Here is a 16340-nt window from a genome sequence, read left to right as displayed (position 1 = left end):
GCTAGAAGAACTCGACACTGGTGTTGGTGTCATTGTTTATATCAATCGGCTCCCAACGCATTACATGCATCGAAGCCCAAGCTAAATCGGCATGAGAGCCAATTTTGCTGCGGTTGGAAACAAAGGTAATTTGGTTACTCACCTTAGTGGTCTGCTGGCGAATCATTAAGAACGAGTGAACGAGATCATCCCATTCCGCTTCAAACTGTAAGCGGCCACTGTTAATGATTTCTCTCGACTTATAGGCCATCAGTCGTTTCACTTCAGGTGAGTAATCCAGCTCGACCAGAGCTGGGTAAAATTTACGAACCAGCTCAGCGGTAGCCGAGCCTACGCCACTGGTATCCATGGCCATGTACACCACATTGTATTTCTCAGTAATGCCGCGAATGGTGTCGGCTTGTTGCTCATAGCTGGAGCCTTTAAGGCGAACCCGCTCGATGAATCGGAAAATCCCACCTTTGCGCTTTGGCTTCAACGCCACCACTAAGCCCGCATCATCCGAGCTTTCACCCGTACCGCCACCTCGTGGGTCATAACCGACCAAAACTTCTGCGTTACCCACTGGCCTTGCTTTCTCGTGGTCGACATCTTTCCAAAGTGAACTGTCTGCCTTACACGCCAGTAGTGCTTTCAGTGAGAAGAATGAAGCGCTGTCGTCCAAAAATTTACAACGCAATAGATTGTCGAAAATCTCTTTAACCGGATATTTACGCTTGAGCTTATCCATGTTGAAGAAGGTCGCGCCTTTCTTAATCGCATCATCCACCGTGATCATTTGACGGAAGATAAAATCAACACCTAAAGCACCGGCTTTTAGCGCCTTGTGGCTAATATCAATGCCGTGCTCTTTCTTGCCTTGCCATTTCGGGTAGGCTTCATGGGCCATGGTAGAAGGTGTCGAAATGTAAGTGGTGCGGAACTGCGATTGCATCGACATACCGCCCGCGTAATTATCTAAATCCGCAAAGCCTGGGATCCAGAACACCTCGTCCCAATACATGTGGCCGTTAAAACCTTGAGAGGTCGCTACGTTAGTGGACATAAAACCAAGGTTCGCGCCGTTGCTAAGCTCGATGTCGTCTTTACCTTTTAGGTCAACGTCGCCAATCTCTAGCGCAAACTTACGAATGTAGTTTTTGAAGATATAAGACTGCTTTTTCGACGCAGAGATAAACACCTGGTTGTCGCCAGTCAGCACCGCATCTTCAAACGCTTCAAAGGCAAAATAGAACGTAAGACCAATCTGGCGCGACTTAAGATAAAAGCGCACTTCATTGATCTCATCGTTTTGCTTGTGGCCGTGAATGTCCTTTTGGTATTCGAAGAAGGTTTTCTCGCGATATTCGTCCAACATCTCTTTGGTGATGTGGGACACACCGTTCTTCGTCTTATTTGGCTTACGACCACGCTTTTGCTCGCCATCGTTTCGGCCAGCTGGTCGGTTGCGCCTTTGCTCTGCTTCATCACGTTTGAATTGCTGTTCGAGTAACATCTTGAGCTCACGCTCTTGGCTCTCAAGCTTTTGATCAACCCACATCAAGTAAGCAATGCGCTGTCTCATCATTAATTCGACGGGCGCGTCATCCCTCAGCGTTTTCCAATCAAACTGAGTTATCCATTTTTGAACCGTGCGTGTGGCTACGCTAACCGTTTCTGCAATTTCAGCAGGCTTACGTTGGCGTAAAAACAATCCCAAAGCTTTCGTTTGGTCGGCGGTATAGAGCGGTTCGCTAACAACATTATTTTCCATGTTTGCATAGTGCTACAGCGCTTGTGATTACTCAGCTTGAACGATTTCTATATCAAGTGTTTAGAACTAGGACAAATACAAAAAGGCGGAGGCATTGGGTAAATTGGAATCATCGAATTTAGGAGAGTTTAGGCATGTTCCAATCAGAGCTAATTTGTATTTTACAGGCAGGAGCAACCATTGATGGTCGAGTCATTGAGCAAAAAATCATTGATGAGATTGCAGAAACTTACAACCCAGACGTTTATACAGCTCGAATCAATGCAGACCATTACCCGTGGAGCAGCAAGTATGGCTCTGTCCTCTCTGTCGAAAAGAAAGAAGACAAGCTATTCGCTGTACTGAAACCAAACTCAATGCTTTTACGTATGGCTGAGCAAGGACAGCTTTTACATACCTCATGTGAGTTCTATGAAAAGTTTGCAGATACAGGGAAAGCTTACCTGACCGGATTGGCCCTGACTGATGAGCCAGCATCGTTAGGTACGACGCAGATTCAATTGTCGGCTAACAGTAAAGATAAAGCGTGCGTTCCAACGAGCTTTCAAATTACCCCAGAACAACTCTCGAAAGACACCGAGGAAGAAGCCTCGATACTCCATACATTTAAACGCTGGCTTAAGGGCGAAGGTGAACTTGAGCAGCTCTCACAACAACAGGAAGAAGACGACATGAGTAAAGAACTTGAAGAGCTACTCAAGCAAAGCATTGAGCAAGGTAAAGAAAATCAGCAACAACTCAGCCAGTTAAATGAACAAGTTGAAAAGCTAAACACCAATGGTAAGCCGCCGGAGCAACCTGCTGAAGCTGAAGAAAGTACGGATGTCACCGAACTAAAAGATCAGGTAGAGACTCTGTCTTCACAGGTAGAAAACCTAACCGGTCAAATTGAAAAGTTCAGTAAGTTAACCGATGAAGAGCAGCGCAAGTTAGCCGGCGAAGGTAATGACGAAGAGCGCTACTTATAGGCTTCGACACGCCCTCAACCCATAACGAATTGAATTAGGTAAAAACATGCAAAAGCAGACCAAAATAAAACTCAGCGCCTACGTGAAAGCCGTGGCAGCGCAAAACGATGTAGATGATGCGACCGAGAAGTTTAACGTGAGCCCTAATGGTACTCAGCGCATTATCGCGGCTATCCGTGAAAGCAACTGGTTTCTAAGCAAAATCAACATCATCTCAGTGAAAAACCAAAAAGGTGAATCTATTGGTCTTGGCGCTACGGGCATGATTGCCAGTCGTACCGATACGTCGGGCTCGGGCAAACGTACACCTAAAGATCATTCAAGCATGGGGGCAATGCCTTACATGTGTGAGCAAACGAACTTTGATACCGCACTTCGTTACGCAAAACTGGACGCGTGGGCGCATCATAAGAACTTCAACGCATTGATTAGTAAAGCCACCCGAGAGCAGATTGACGCCAATAAAATCACGATTGGTTGGTATGGCGTAAGTGTCGCTAAAAATACCGATGCTAGCGCCAACCCGAACGGTGAAGACGTGAATAAAGGTTGGTTCCAAGCCATGCGTGACCATAACGCAGAGCGCTTAATTACCACGGGACAAAAAGCGGATGGTGAAATTCGTATCGGTGAAGGTGGTGACTTCATCAACCTAGACCTAGCTGTGCTAGAAACGAAAAACCTACTGCATGACGCCTGTGAAAATGATTCAAACCTTGTGGCCATCATCGGCTCCGACTTGCTCGCTTATGACAAAGCCAAGTTCTACGAAGCGCACGGTAATACGCCAAGCGAAAAAGGCAAAATTCAAGAGCTGCAAGTCATCGGTACCTATGGCGGTCTGCCTGCAGTGAAAGTACCAGGTTTCCCATCAACGGGCATCATGGTGACCAGTTACGACAACCTATCCATTTACATTCAAGAAGGTTCAGTTCGCCGCTCTGCAGGTAAGAAGAACGATGAAAAAGACCAAATTGAAAACTTCGAGTCGATGAACATGGCTTACGTGCTCGAAGAAGTTGGTAAGGCCGCAGCCATTGAATTCAAAAACGTGAAGCTATGGATTAACGAGGCTTGGCATTAAGCCTGCCATTACAAACTAACACCCCCTCAATGCAGGCTCTATTGCTGTTTCAGGTGCGCTTTGGCGCCAACTGTTATTCGCGATTGTCGGCCTGCATTCCCTAACACGGTAAGGATACATCATGGAATTTGTCGGTGATAAAAACGAGTGCTATGAATCTGAGTTGCCAGCCTCGGGCAAATATCCAGCCCTGAAAATTTCAGAGTTTCAGTCTCTGTTCCATTTCCAAAGCAATGAAACAGAGGCAGGCATTCTGCACCACGCTACGGTGTCACGCATTAAAGTGCATTCTGAACTTAAAGACACCTTCGCGCCTTTTGCTAGCTTGACGGAATTATCTCAAGAGCGCTTTGGTGATGATGACTCGGCCGAAACACTTTATAAGCAGGCCGTATTCGCACTGACCGCCGCTCAACTGATTAGCGTGCAAATGAGTGGTGACGCCACCGCTGAAGCGGCAGACCGACAAGAAGCGCTCACCATTAAGAAAGAAGAGTGCGAAGTTCAGTCCCGCCAAGCTATAGACATGTTGATTCACGCAGAAGAAACCTACTGCTTTGAGAGGGTGTAATGAAAGCGCTGCAAAGCTTAACGGACTTATTCAAAAGCCATGTCACTGACGCGGCCAAAATGGATGTGTGGGCGGAAGATGGCGCCTTATTCTGTGGTCAGGGTGCGGATGTCGATGGGTTTGAAATTGAATATACCGCCATCGTTTTCTTGCAAAGCGCCAAGTTAGAGCCGCAAGTGTTGTTTATGCATTTAGTCAGCTGGCTCAACAAGTACGACCCTGAGCGAGCGGAAAAAGGCTTACCTATGCCGACGTTCGCGCTAGAGCCTCTCGATAAAGGTGCGTTTGATCTCAAGCTGAAAATTGATATTCGTGAAGAGTTCGACCTTCAAGAAAACGAACAAGGCAATTGGAAGCAAGGTGATACCCGTTATGAATGTATCAGTGGTTTTGAAGCGCGAGCCGATGAAGACCAACTTGGTGAATTGGTCTACTTTGTCGGCCACTTAAATGATTTGCCATGAGTGAATTAACCCTCGCGACGCCTGAGCAACTGACTCAAGTTTTGGAAAGTTTAGTGCTGACGGCCAGTGATAAGTTTGAGCTGAATAAACGCATGGCCAACCGCGCAAGGCAGTTCTTTCGTCAGCAAATTCGAGCTCAGCGAGATATAGACAACAACCCGTACCAAAGCCGAACGCGGAGAAAAACAACCCAACTATGGGATGGCACTCAAGCGCAGAACACCGTGAACAATAAAAACATGTTGCTTGGTTTTGGCCAGGCGTTAAGAACTCGCGTTACAGACGATAGCTTTGAGGTTGGCCTAAAAGGCGTCGCAGGTCGCATTGGCCAAGAGCACAACCAAGGCGCTCAAGTATCATTTACGACTCGTGTTAATGGTCACTACAACAGTAAAACAGGTCGATGGACAGGTGGCGTAAAAACCAAGCGCAATTACCAAATGCCCAAGCGAACCTTCATTGGTTGGACGCCTGCTCTAGAGCGAGAGTTACTCGCCATGGCAGCAGAACACTTTGCACTAGAGGATGCAGCGTAATGGATAAACAAGAAGTAGAGAAAACGGCGCTACCCACTTTCAAGATTAAGCCAGCGAAAACAAGTTTGATCGTGAAAGACCCAACAACCCGAGAGCCACTGAAAGCGGCAGGTGAAGATAAACCTCGTAACGCTTACTGGCTACGTCGACTTGCTGAAAAAAGTATCGTGGTCATCGATAAAACAGCCAAGCCCACAGCCCAAAAGGAAACTAAATAATGAGTATTGGTTTTGCTGAAGTACCCAGCACCGCTCGCGTTCCCGGTGTCTACATTGAAATTGATAATAGCCTGGCAAACAGCGCAGAAGACTTGCAAGTTATCTTGGCGATCGGTAATGCGGTCAGTGATGCAACGGTCGCGCCAAACAAAGTTACGCTTTGTATGGATGAGACGATTGCGGCAGCTTCGTTTGGTGCCAATAGCGACATAGTGGAAATGATCACCTATTTCCGTAAACAAGATAAGACCATGCCTATCTTTGCGGTCAGTGTTGAGGATAGTGATACCGCAAGCGCCTTAGCTACATTGGGTGATGTTCAATATCACCACATCATGTGCTCATTGAATGACAGCACCACCATTCGTGAGTTAGGGACTTTTCTTGAAGAGCGATATGGCGCATTAGAGCAAGTACCAGGTATCGCGTATCTACCCAAGAAAGGCACACACGCAGAGCTCATCACCTTTGCACCAACAAGCAATTGCGCGTTGATCAACTTTCTGCCCATCAATAACTTGGGTGACTCTGCAGAAGCGCCACTGTCTGACGCGGCAGCGATTGGCGCATGGGTTGGGCAAATCGCCCCGTCACTGGCGATTGACCCTTGCAGGCCACTGCAAACACTCAAGTTGAACGGTGTTTATTCACTGGCAGCACAAGAATGGGACTGGGCTGAACGTAACCTCTTTTTGTATGAAGGGTTGAGTACGTACACGGTGAACTCAGCGAATGAAGTGTTAGTCGAACGTGCCGTTACCGCTTACACAGAAAACGCAGCTGGCGTAACGGACAACAGTTACCTCGATGTCATGACACCGGCAACCGCCATGTATTTTCGTCAGAAACAACGTTCGTTGATCTTAAGTGTCTACCCTCGCCACAAGGTAGCGAAAGACGGAACCAAGTTCGCCAAAGGTCAGCCGATTGTTACGCCGACTATGTTCAAAGCCAAGCTGTTGACCTTGTATCGAGATTTGGAATACCAAGGCATCGTGCAAGATTTCGATGGCTACAAAAAGTCGCTCATTGTCGAGCTAGATGAAACCAACAAGCAGCGCGTCAACTACCAAGATTCACCGCAGTTCGTGAACGGTTTGATTATCGTTGCAGGCAAAATTCAATTTAGGAAGTAAGTCATGGGAACAAAAATTACTAGCCGTGCTGTCCTTAACGCCGGTTCATTGGGACGCCTTCCCATCAAAGAAGGGGCGGAATATGGCCTCGGCAACATGAAGCGCGAGACCATAATGGGTGACGATGGACCTTTGGGTTTCTCTGAACAGTTCTCGGATGCGCCTTTTATCAAATGCACCATCATTCACGCTCAAGACACCGATGAGAAAGCCATTGCTGATTTTGTGGGTGAAGATATCACCTTAGAAACCAACACAAACCGCGCTTACACCCTGAAAGGCGCGTGGACAGTCGACCCGCTTACCGTTGCGGTAAAAGATGGCCAGCTTGAAGTGCTCTTTAACGGTGACGAGCTCATCCCACAGTAAGGAGAAAGAACATGTTATCCATACTGATGAAACGAGAGGCTCAGAAGGCAAAGCCAGAACCGGTTAAAGCCTTTGAAGCTATCGACAGTGTTGACGCTATAAACGAGTCAACAGTAAGCCAAGCCGTTCGCACCGCTTTTGCTGATAGACCCTGGGAAGAAACGCAACTCGTGTTTAAGCAAGACCAAAGTTACCTGCGCACTTTGTCTGGCTCGAAAGAGAAAGATCCGTACAAGCAAGAGCTCATTAACAAGTACCGTCCATTGGTTGAAAAGCTATTGGACACTCATAAAGGCGATTACGGCAACCTCGATGTGATGTGGTGCTTTTATATGTGGCACTTTGACCTTGGCCAGTTTGACGAGATCCACGATGACTTTCGAGCGGCCATCGATGGCGGATTAGAAACACCGGCTAATTTCAAAGTGAATGGTCAAACGGGGTTTTGTGATTACGTCTTTAAGTACACGCACAAAGCGCACACCGAAAAGAAAGCGTACAAGCGTGAATACCTACTCAAAGCCGTGAGTGACTTACTGGCTGGCGAACTTGCTACTAACGCCCCACTCAAAGTGAAGATGTTCCGCCTAGTCGGTGATTGGCACTTTGAAGCTGGTGAAAAAGAAAAGGCGCACAACCTGTTTGAGCTAGTGATGAAGCTAGACCCGCAGAAAGGCGGCGTGAAGAAGAAACTAGAAGCATTACAAAAGGAGCTTGGCTATGACCAACCCCATTAAAGACGAGTCACAAGTCAAGGTCGCGGAGTTGGCCTCGCCTATTGAAAAAGACGGCAAAGCGCTTACGCATATTGATATCAGCAAGCCACACTCTGGGCATTTGCGCGGGTTGAGCTTGATAGATGTGTGCGGAATGAAGTTTGAGGCAGGACAAACCCTATTACCTCGAATCTCTTGCTTGAACGAGCGTGACATTATCAATATGCCTCCAGAGAACTGGGCGCCATTGCTCACGACGCTTGCCTCTTTTTTCGTCGCGACGGAATAGTGATAGAGCGAGTTGAAGACTATTACGCAGATATCGCCCTTGTGTTTCATTGGCCCCCAAGTGAAATAGACAAACTCAGCTACGACGATCTATTACTGTTTCGAGAGCTTGCCCGAGAGAGGCACGAACAAACACCACAAGAGAGCGAATGAGCTCTCTTTTTTTGTATCAACAAAAGGCTATCCAGAATGAAAATGAAACTGTCTGTTCTCATGGATATGAAAGATAAAACTTCAGCCGTTCTCAAAGGGATGAGTGGCGAGAGCGATTATTACGCCAAATCTATCAAGAAGGTACAGAAGACACAGGCTGATGACTCGGCCGTAATGGGGATGATTGACTCTTTAAAAACGTCACGAAAAGCGATGGACAAGAACGCGATTGCGGTTGCTGCGGTCAGCGAAAAGCTTGAAGAGTTAAAAGTAAAAGCGGCAGGCGTTGAATCCCCAAGTGCGGCGCTAACGGAGAAAATTACAAAGCAGCAAGCCAAGCTGAGCAAACTGAATACCGAGCAAGAGGGTTACAAATCCCATTTAGAGAAGCTCGATACCCAGTTAAAAAAGACAGGGGTAAATACAGGAAATCTTGATGATGAATACGACCGACTGAATCGAAGTTATAAGAAACACGGTAAGGAAATTGGAAGGCTTAGTAAGCGTTATACCACCTTACAAAGAGTCATGAGCCCGATTCAAAAGCTGAACCGTTCCATCAAGTTTCCCAAGGTCGGCGCTGCAGCGGCAGGAAAAGGGGCAGCGCTTTTAAGTGGTTTGAGCTTTGCTGGGTTAGTAACACAAGTGAATGGCGCAGCAGGTGAAATGGACAACCTGGCAAAGACATCGGCGACCCTAACCCTACCCATTCAAGAACTCCAAGCTATGCAATCTCAAGCTGAACATGCGGGGGTAAGCTCTGACGCACTGTCTAACTCCATGCTTCGCTTCACCAAACGACTTGGCGTGCTGCAAAAAACAGGCTCAGGTGCGTTAGGCTCTTACCTCAAGAAGAGTGAGAACGCGCTGCATAAAGATTTACAGGGAGCGAAAGACACTAAGCAGGCTTATGAAATGCTCCTTGAAGAGTTCTCTCAGCTTGAAACGCCGCAAGAACAAATGGCCTTTGCCGATGCAGCCTTTGGCCAAGACGGTCGCAAAATGCTGATCATGTTGCGTGAAGGCACTGAAGGATTAACGGCGGCGAGAAAAGAACTCAATGCATTGGGTGGCGGTGCGACTGCAGAAGATGCGGCGAAAGCGGAAGCCTACAACGATGCTCTGCAAAAAATCGAAGAAAGCGTTCGCTCTATGAAGTTTGCAGCACTTGCACCCATCATGGAAAAAGCAACCAAAGCATTCACCCAGTTTTCTGAGAAGTTTAAGAACGCTGCTTGGCGAACCGATTTTATCGAAAAGCTAATCCAAACCGTGGACGGTCTTTATCAAGGCTTTGAACTGCTAGGCAAAGGGCTTATTTGGTTAGCGCAAAACTTCAAAGGGATTCTCGCGACGGTCGCCATTCTAAAAGTGGCTCTGATAGCTTTAAATGCGGCTGTTCTGGCAAACCCAATAGGGCTTATGGTGGCTGCTGTTGCTGCTGCGTTAATCGCGATTACTTATTTAATCGATAAGTTCATTGGTTTAGATAAAGTCATTAAATGGATTGGTGACGGCGTTGGTTGGTTATGGGATAAATTCAAAGCCCTAATCAACAAGCTGCCGGATGCGCTCATCCCCGATGGGTGGAAAATTCAAACCGATGAAGCTGGCCAAGAAGTCGATAACTTAGCAGCCAAACTCAATCGTATTGAAGATAAGAGCGCGACGCTTGGCATTACGACCAATGAAACCCAAAACAAAACTGAGCGAACCCAAACCGAGCAGGGATACCACGCTTATCAAGCTGGAGGGATTCAGCCTATTAAGCAGAGCACAGCGTATAGCCCACTGGGTAACCAAACTGTCAAAAGTAAATCTGAAGTGTCATTGACCATCAAATCTGATAAGCCAGTCGCAATAGATAAAGCGAAAGCAGAAAAAGGCACAGATTTGAATTTGGATGTGGGGAATATGGCGACAAGCTTTTAATTTATAGAACTTGTCAGGGAAGCATTAGGAAAGGCTTATTAGTTGTTAACTGGCTCGATGTTGTAAGCAACGGTGATTGTAGTTCTTACAAGCTTTGTTAAAAAATGAAGCTTGAATGAGGGAGGAGTATATATGGTTGTTAACCCACCAGAGCTAGATCCGTTTTTTCGATTCGTTCGAGTGGCTATCGTTAAGGCTCTTGGAGGTAAAGAGTACGCTTGTTTACCAAACGAGAGCCTTGAGCAATATATATCAACAGTAAACCCTAATATCATGCCTTTGCTTTACGACTTCTTTGTAAAGTTCGATTACTTATACGTACTACGCCTGTCTAATTCCACATTAAATGATGAAGAGTCAGAAGTGTTGTTATCTGTTGAAAACTTAATTTATGAAGTGCAACTTACAATTATGTAGCCCTATCTTTTACTTGACTGATTGTTTAGTGTCAGTGGTACAAGTAATTTTTCGATTAGTTTGGAGTTGTATATGTTGTCAATTGGTTGGTCATTAGAATCGGAACAACGGAGAAAGGATCTAGAGCAAAATGGCTTGTCTATTGATGAAGCTCAATCATGCTTAGGTATGTACCGAACCTCAGTTTATCCAATAGCAACAGAAGTCGCTGATTTTATATTCTCCAATTGGGGGGCTCGAATGGTTGCTAGGCTAGATAAAGAATCCCGAGACATCCTTTTTGAGATTTATGATTCTAGTGAGAAAACGAAAAGTGAACAGAGCTTAGTTACAATTAAGGGTACCCCGTTTTATCTTGGGACTAAACTCAGGTTGAAGAGTAATCATAGAGTTGGCGCGGTTATTAATTCTGAAGGGATTTCTTTAAATGGTAAGGTGTTTACTTCTTTCTCTTCGGCAGGAACTGAAGTGACCAAAACGAGCGTGAATGGTTGGTTGTGCTGGGAGTATTATTGTACGAAATCTTCTTGCTGGTTGATTGTAGACAATCGCAGGAAAGAATACAGTGATGAAATTTTGAATGGAATTCTAAATCAAGTGTGACAAGTTTTGTATAACCCTATAACAACTGATATTGAGCAACAATACCAGACGATTTGTTTGGGTAAAGAATCTAGATTGGAAATAAGACGGAAAATAGGTTTATCGTTACCTTGTTTTATCTTAGAGTTCAAAAGTTGTCGCCATTTTGTCGCCATTTGATTTTTTGCTTCTATCTAATGTACTGATTTTTAAGTGTTAATTTTGGTAGGGAATATTATGTGGATTAATATTCATGACGCAATTGCTCATAACGAGAAGACGATGGCCGAGAGCCCTAAAAAGGGCATGAGCATTGAGCGGGAAACGTTTCTGCTGCATTTGATTGCCAAAGAGATGCTTTAGCCGTTATCAATACTAGCCTGCTAAGCTATTTATTTGCCGCCACTTTTGGCGGCAAAGTTGTTTCTAGCAATGCTAAAACTTAATACCCGAAACTAATTATTGAATATGGTTGATATTGTCAACTAAGTGTTTTTGATGTATCTTTACCTCAGCGATGAACCTATCTAGCTTAACTGCCCGGTTATATCGTTAAATCTCGCTGTGAGCCTGCCCTAAACAAAGAATACTATGAATAAAAGACAGTTTATTGCCCATTATCTGCGCATGAATCGCACCTCGTACTTATTGGCGATTGTGTTCATCTTTCTCGTCAACTGGTTACAAGTAGAGATCCCTCGCTATATCCAATTGGCGATAGATTTGATTGATGATGCCTCTTCAACTGGCCACCAACAGCTTCAAACCTATGTTTGGATTGTGGTCGGGATGTCGGTTGCCATGGTGGTGGTGAGAATTCTGTCTCGTATCTATGCGCTTAATCCGGGGCGAATTACAGAGGCCGCACTTAAAAGTACACTTCTACAAAAGTTGAATCGCTTACCGAGCAGCTTTCACGAACGCTTTGCTTCGGGTCGACTGATCTCGATTATCAACAATGACCTTAGTGGCATTCGACTGCTGTTTGGTGTCGGCTTCTTGCAGTTCTTCAATGCCTTGCTTGCGTTGTCGTTGACGCCTCTTTACATGTGGCGCATATCGCCAGCACTCACACTGTATTCGATCATTCCTATCTCAATCGCTTTTGTGATTTTCCGTGTGGGCTTCAAGCGTATGAAAGCGCTGCATTTAGAGCACATGAAGCGCCTACAAAATCTGTCTGCTCAGCTAATGAGTTACCTGTCTGGGATTGATCTCATTAAGAGCCAGCAGATGTCACCTTGGGTGAAAGCTGAAACTGAAAAACTGAACCAGTTATTGCTTGAATGCCGCCTTAAAATTACACGCATTCAAGTCTTCTTTATGCCGGTACTCGACTACGCCAATGACCTGATGAAAATCATCATTCTTGGGCTTGGTGGCTACATGTTAATGAGACAGGAACTCACACTTGGTGAGATTACCGCCTTTCTGACTTACTCAGTTTTGCTCGCTATGCCATTGATGCAACTTGGCAGAATCGCGACCATTTATCAGCGTGGCATGGTAGGTATTCAAAGTGCACAAACCATTCTTAATGCCAAAGTCCCAGAGCTAGATGAAGATAAGCTTACTGAATTAGATGTTGAATCGCTGAAGGGAAAAACGTTTTCCGTTCGCAATCTCAGCTTCAGCTATTCAGGTGAAGAACGCGTGATTCTCGATGACATCAGCTTTGATATTCCAACAGGTAAGAAAGTGGGTGTGTTAGGCGGGATCGGAGCGGGTAAAACGACATTAGTGAACTGCTTAAACCACCACTTGGATGTACCACAAGGTTCTGTTTTCCTTGGTGAAAGAGATGTCACTAGCTTCTCACGCAGTGACTTACGCCGTTACGTGAAAACCGTGACTCAAGACCCTTACCTGTTTTCAGCAACCGTCGAAGACAATATCCGCTTTGGTAGCCTAGATACCGATTTGGCAAAGAGTCAGGTTGATGAAGTGCTAGAGCTCAGCCAGTTGGCTAGTGATGTGACACGTTTTGAACACGGCGATCAAACCTTAGTCGGTGAGAAAGGGATCATGTTGTCAGGTGGTCAGAAGCAGCGCTTAAGTATTGCGCGTGCTTTATTGCAACCCACCGACCTGATCATCATGGATAACGTTCTATCGGCTGTCGACTATGAAACAGAACGTAAGATCTTGGAAGGTTTGTTTAAACGTTTGGAAAATCAATCGGTTCTTGTGGTTTCACACCGCGTTAATGCCCTTGAATATATGGATGAAGTCATCGTGTTGAACGAAGGTAAAGTGATCGCGAAGGGCGACCACGCCACGTTATTGAAAACCTGTGATTACTATTACGATACATGGCAACTACAGCAGAATGAAACGGAGGCAGCAGCATGTTAAAACGTGTTGATCTCAAGTACCTCAAGCACTTTTTTAAGTTTGCTAAGAAATACAAAGGCTCTGCGATTCTGGGCATCGCTATGCTTCCTCTTTCTGTCATCACGAGCTTGTTGTTCCCTTGGCTGATCATTCAAGTGATCGATGTTCACCTGAGTCACGGGGATATGGATGGTCTGCTCGAATACGTCTTCTATCTCGTTGCCGTGCTGGTGGCGAGTTATGTGGTGGATACCACCTATTCGTACAATCTGCGTAAAACTGGTCAATACACGATAACTGACATGCGCTCAGTATTGTTTGCTCGCGTGCTCAAACTACCGCGCAGCTATTTTGATAACACACCGATTGGGGTAACGCTTTCACGATTAACCAGTGACTTGGAAACCATCGGCGAGACGTTTGTTCAGTCGGTTGTCGGGCTAGTTAAAGACAGCATCAATACCATTGCTCTGTTAGTGATGATGTTCTTTATTGATTGGCAGTTAACGATGATTGTATTGATCATTATGCCACCAGTGATGTATTTGACGGTTTATGTACGAAACCGACTTCGTGCTCTCTATAAGGTGACTCGTTCTTCTCTCGCTCGCGGTATTGGCTTTTTACAAGAAGTCTTATTTGGCATGAAAACCGTTCAGATGTACCGAGCGGAAGAGCAAGTCGAGCAACGCTACCAAGGCTATACCGATGAGTTTTTAAGAGCGCAGAAGAAGATCAATAAATACGATGCGATTTTGTTCTCGTTTATCTCTGGCATCACCTCCATCACTATCGCGATTATGATCTGGTATGGCTCTGAGCAAGTGTTAGAAGGGGCGCTCACCTTGGGTGTGCTGATTGCGTTCATCAACACCTTAGAGAAAGTGTTTGTTCCGATTCGTGACTTTACTTCGCAGATCGCTTCGATTCAGAGTTCATTTGCAGCGTTTGACCATATTGAAGAGCTGTTTGTTGAGCCGACTGAAGAAGAAGGGCGCAACCTGTTGTCATCTAACAAGGTTGAGAAGCAGCTTGAACAGTTTGTGAGCCTAGAGTTTAAGAACGTAAGCTTCCGCTACAAAGACGACTCTCCCTACGTTCTAAAGAATGTCTCGTTTGTATTGGAGAAAGGGCATCAAATCGCGCTTGTGGGTTCGACGGGCTCGGGCAAGTCGACGATTCTGCGTCTGATCTCTAAAGCCTACCAAGACTATGAAGGCAGCATTTTGTTGAATGGAATAGAGCTGTCACAGATCTCAAGTGAAGACTCTGCTCATTTGTTCTCAATGATGATGCAAGACGTGCACTTATTTGAAGAGACCATCCAATTCAATATCGCGCTGGGCAAAACGCATCTATCTAGAACTGAGGTTGAACAGGCGGCGCGCTATGTTTATGCCGATAAGTTTATTGAACAATTGCCACAAGGTTATGACTTCCACTTGGAAAAGAACGGCTCTAACTTGTCTGTAGGGCAAACGCAGCTTATCTCGTTCGCTCGAGCGGTTGCACAGGGTGGTCAATTGATGATGCTTGATGAGGCGACCAGTTCGGTAGATTCAATCACTGAAGACCTGATTCAAAAAGCAATGCAGCGCCTTTTCAAGGAAAAAACCGTGATTGCGATTGCACACCGTTTGAGTACCGTTCGTCACTCAGATACGATTTTGGTGTTGGAAAAGGGTGAAATTGTTGAGCAAGGTAATCATCAACAGCTGGTGGCACACAATGGTATTTATGCTGGCTTGTTACAAGAATCGATTGTAGAAACGGGCGATTCTCAAGTAACGGTTGCCTGATCACCTCAAATCAGGTTTACCGTTATCGATACTATGAATTGGTGTTGCTTATGTTTCACCAATTTCTATTCTTTTCTAGTATTCCCAGTAGCTTAGGGAAAATAAAACATATTTTACGATTATTAATATGTTATGATCTCCCTACTACTAAAGGGGTGTCTTAGGGCATCGGGATGTATGCAAGCAAAAAGAACCGGCTTGTGTCAGTCACTTTCTGGCGAATATGGAATCGAAAATGTTGTTGGAAGAAGTTGTAGAAATTATCGAATTAACCGACTCAGACCATTTATCTCAAGCAATGGAACTGTTTAACGAGCATGGTTTTGTTGATGCTGAGTCTTTACCTTTTATGAATGTTGTTTTTGAAACAGCACCAGATCAACTTGCGAAGAAGCTGTCGCAAATTGGTTTTAAAGGTTTAGTGCAAGTCGAAAAGAATGAAGATGCATCAGGCTTCACCATTATTGATGCTGACCGTGTTCTGCTAAAAGATTCTGCTTAGCTGCAAGATTCAGCTTAGTGAAAAGACTCTATCCAGTTCAGTAACACCCGTTATGATTATTTGAGGTTAACACAGTGACAACAGCAACCGTTTCATCAACAGAGCAACACATTTCCAATGAACATGCGCTTTTAGGTGCATCGTTATTAGCGTCTCAAAAAGTTGAGTTGGCTCTGTTCAGTGTGATCTCTAAATTAGTTAAAACCCTATCAAAAGATCAGCAACAGGCATTAGGTCTGGATTTGGATACCTTTTTAAGGGAGAAGCCAAGTGAACAAGCCTCGACTCTGAGCCGCTACGAAAATACGTTTGGTGAACAACTTCCTTTGAAGGCTAATGAACTCAACGATTTTATTTATCATCGAAACTTGGTCACTCGTGGCTTTTGGCGTGTGACTGGTGCTGATGTTAAAGGCGGTGAGAAACTTGCTAACCCAGAGCTTTATTTAAAAGAGTTCTTGGCTAAATGTGAATACTGGCAAGTGATGATTGATACTCAAACCAAGTAATCAAATTGA

Annotated in this window: 19 protein-coding genes and 1 pseudogene; 19 read left to right on the top strand and 1 reads right to left on the bottom strand. The window is 45.3% G+C overall.

Annotation, left to right across the window (positions count from 1 at the left end):
* Nucleotide 1: 1 nt before the first annotated feature.
* A complete protein-coding gene (locus tag F0229_RS10735; protein WP_171732808.1) occupies nucleotides 2–1753 on the bottom strand; it encodes a terminase family protein in 1752 nt (583 codons plus the stop codon).
* Between the two features lie 134 nt (nucleotides 1754–1887).
* Between F0229_RS10735 and F0229_RS10730 the strand changes: the two genes are divergently transcribed.
* The 19 genes and pseudogenes from F0229_RS10730 to F0229_RS10645 all read left to right on the top strand — a co-directional run bounded on the left by F0229_RS10730 (nucleotide 1888) and on the right by F0229_RS10645 (nucleotide 16331).
* Nucleotides 1888–2721, top strand: coding sequence for a GPO family capsid scaffolding protein (locus F0229_RS10730; RefSeq protein WP_171732807.1), 834 nt, complete (start codon nucleotides 1888–1890; stop codon nucleotides 2719–2721).
* Nucleotides 2722–2767: 46 nt separating this feature from the next.
* Nucleotides 2768–3805: a phage major capsid protein, P2 family gene (locus F0229_RS10725; RefSeq protein ID WP_171732806.1), complete on the top strand. Its 1038-nt coding sequence runs from the start codon at nucleotides 2768–2770 to the stop codon at nucleotides 3803–3805.
* A 121-nt stretch (nucleotides 3806–3926) separates the two neighbouring features.
* Nucleotides 3927–4376 carry a head completion/stabilization protein gene (locus F0229_RS10720; protein WP_171732805.1) on the top strand — a complete coding sequence of 150 codons (450 nt, stop codon included), beginning with the start codon at nucleotides 3927–3929 and terminating at the stop codon, nucleotides 4374–4376.
* On the top strand, nucleotides 4376–4840 hold the full coding sequence (locus tag F0229_RS10715; protein WP_171732804.1) for a phage tail protein: 465 nt from the start codon (nucleotides 4376–4378) through the stop codon (nucleotides 4838–4840). Before F0229_RS10720 ends, F0229_RS10715 begins: the two co-directional genes overlap by 1 nt.
* Nucleotides 4837–5376, top strand: coding sequence for a phage virion morphogenesis protein (locus tag F0229_RS10710; protein ID WP_171732803.1), 540 nt, complete (start codon nucleotides 4837–4839; stop codon nucleotides 5374–5376). Before F0229_RS10715 ends, F0229_RS10710 begins: the two co-directional genes overlap by 4 nt.
* Complete coding sequence (locus tag F0229_RS10705) at nucleotides 5376–5594, top strand: DUF2635 domain-containing protein (protein WP_102512733.1); 219 nt, start codon at nucleotides 5376–5378, stop codon at nucleotides 5592–5594. The genes F0229_RS10710 and F0229_RS10705 overlap by 1 nt, the downstream gene beginning before the upstream one ends.
* Nucleotides 5594–6730 carry a phage tail sheath subtilisin-like domain-containing protein gene (locus tag F0229_RS10700; RefSeq protein ID WP_102371051.1) on the top strand — a complete coding sequence of 379 codons (1137 nt, stop codon included), beginning with the start codon at nucleotides 5594–5596 and terminating at the stop codon, nucleotides 6728–6730. Before F0229_RS10705 ends, F0229_RS10700 begins: the two co-directional genes overlap by 1 nt.
* Before the next feature lie 3 nt (nucleotides 6731–6733).
* Entirely contained in the window at nucleotides 6734–7099 is a 366-nt protein-coding gene (locus tag F0229_RS10695) for a phage tail tube protein (RefSeq protein WP_017109406.1), read from the top strand.
* Nucleotides 7100–7110: 11 nt separating this feature from the next.
* Nucleotides 7111–7836, top strand: coding sequence for a phage terminase small subunit (gene gpM / locus F0229_RS10690; protein ID WP_171732802.1), 726 nt, complete (start codon nucleotides 7111–7113; stop codon nucleotides 7834–7836).
* Nucleotides 7820–8104: a phage tail assembly protein gene (locus F0229_RS10685; RefSeq protein ID WP_004737238.1), complete on the top strand. Its 285-nt coding sequence runs from the start codon at nucleotides 7820–7822 to the stop codon at nucleotides 8102–8104. The genes gpM and F0229_RS10685 overlap by 17 nt, the downstream gene beginning before the upstream one ends.
* Nucleotides 8104–8256, top strand: coding sequence for a GpE family phage tail protein (locus F0229_RS21985; protein ID WP_241910101.1), 153 nt, complete (start codon nucleotides 8104–8106; stop codon nucleotides 8254–8256). The genes F0229_RS10685 and F0229_RS21985 overlap by 1 nt, the downstream gene beginning before the upstream one ends.
* A gap of 36 nt (nucleotides 8257–8292) precedes the next feature.
* The gene (locus F0229_RS10675) at nucleotides 8293–10188 is read left to right on the top strand and encodes a hypothetical protein (RefSeq protein ID WP_171732801.1); all 1896 of its coding nucleotides are present in this window, start codon (nucleotides 8293–8295) and stop codon (nucleotides 10186–10188) included.
* Between the two features lie 132 nt (nucleotides 10189–10320).
* On the top strand, nucleotides 10321–10605 hold the full coding sequence (locus F0229_RS10670) for a hypothetical protein (RefSeq protein ID WP_102371054.1): 285 nt from the start codon (nucleotides 10321–10323) through the stop codon (nucleotides 10603–10605).
* Between the two features lie 72 nt (nucleotides 10606–10677).
* Nucleotides 10678–11208: a hypothetical protein gene (locus F0229_RS10665; protein WP_102312054.1), complete on the top strand. Its 531-nt coding sequence runs from the start codon at nucleotides 10678–10680 to the stop codon at nucleotides 11206–11208.
* A 219-nt stretch (nucleotides 11209–11427) separates the two neighbouring features.
* Nucleotides 11428–11550: pseudogene (locus F0229_RS21765) on the top strand (DNA mismatch repair protein MutT); the annotation flags it as partial.
* 228 nt (nucleotides 11551–11778) lie between these two features.
* Nucleotides 11779–13542 carry an ABC transporter ATP-binding protein gene (locus F0229_RS10660; protein WP_171732800.1) on the top strand — a complete coding sequence of 588 codons (1764 nt, stop codon included), beginning with the start codon at nucleotides 11779–11781 and terminating at the stop codon, nucleotides 13540–13542.
* On the top strand, nucleotides 13536–15320 hold the full coding sequence (locus tag F0229_RS10655; protein ID WP_017059524.1) for an ABC transporter ATP-binding protein: 1785 nt from the start codon (nucleotides 13536–13538) through the stop codon (nucleotides 15318–15320). The genes F0229_RS10660 and F0229_RS10655 overlap by 7 nt, the downstream gene beginning before the upstream one ends.
* Nucleotides 15321–15555: 235 nt before the next feature.
* A complete protein-coding gene (locus tag F0229_RS10650) occupies nucleotides 15556–15822 on the top strand; it encodes a hypothetical protein (protein ID WP_017059525.1) in 267 nt (88 codons plus the stop codon).
* Between the two features lie 74 nt (nucleotides 15823–15896).
* Entirely contained in the window at nucleotides 15897–16331 is a 435-nt protein-coding gene (locus F0229_RS10645; protein WP_102319749.1) for a hypothetical protein, read from the top strand.
* Nucleotides 16332–16340: the final 9 nt, after the last annotated feature.

The sequence above is a fragment of the Vibrio sp. AIC-3 genome, assembly GCF_013114515.1.
GTDB classification, from domain to species: domain Bacteria; phylum Pseudomonadota; class Gammaproteobacteria; order Enterobacterales; family Vibrionaceae; genus Vibrio; species Vibrio crassostreae_C.
This window is presented reverse-complemented; position numbering and strand designations above follow the sequence as displayed.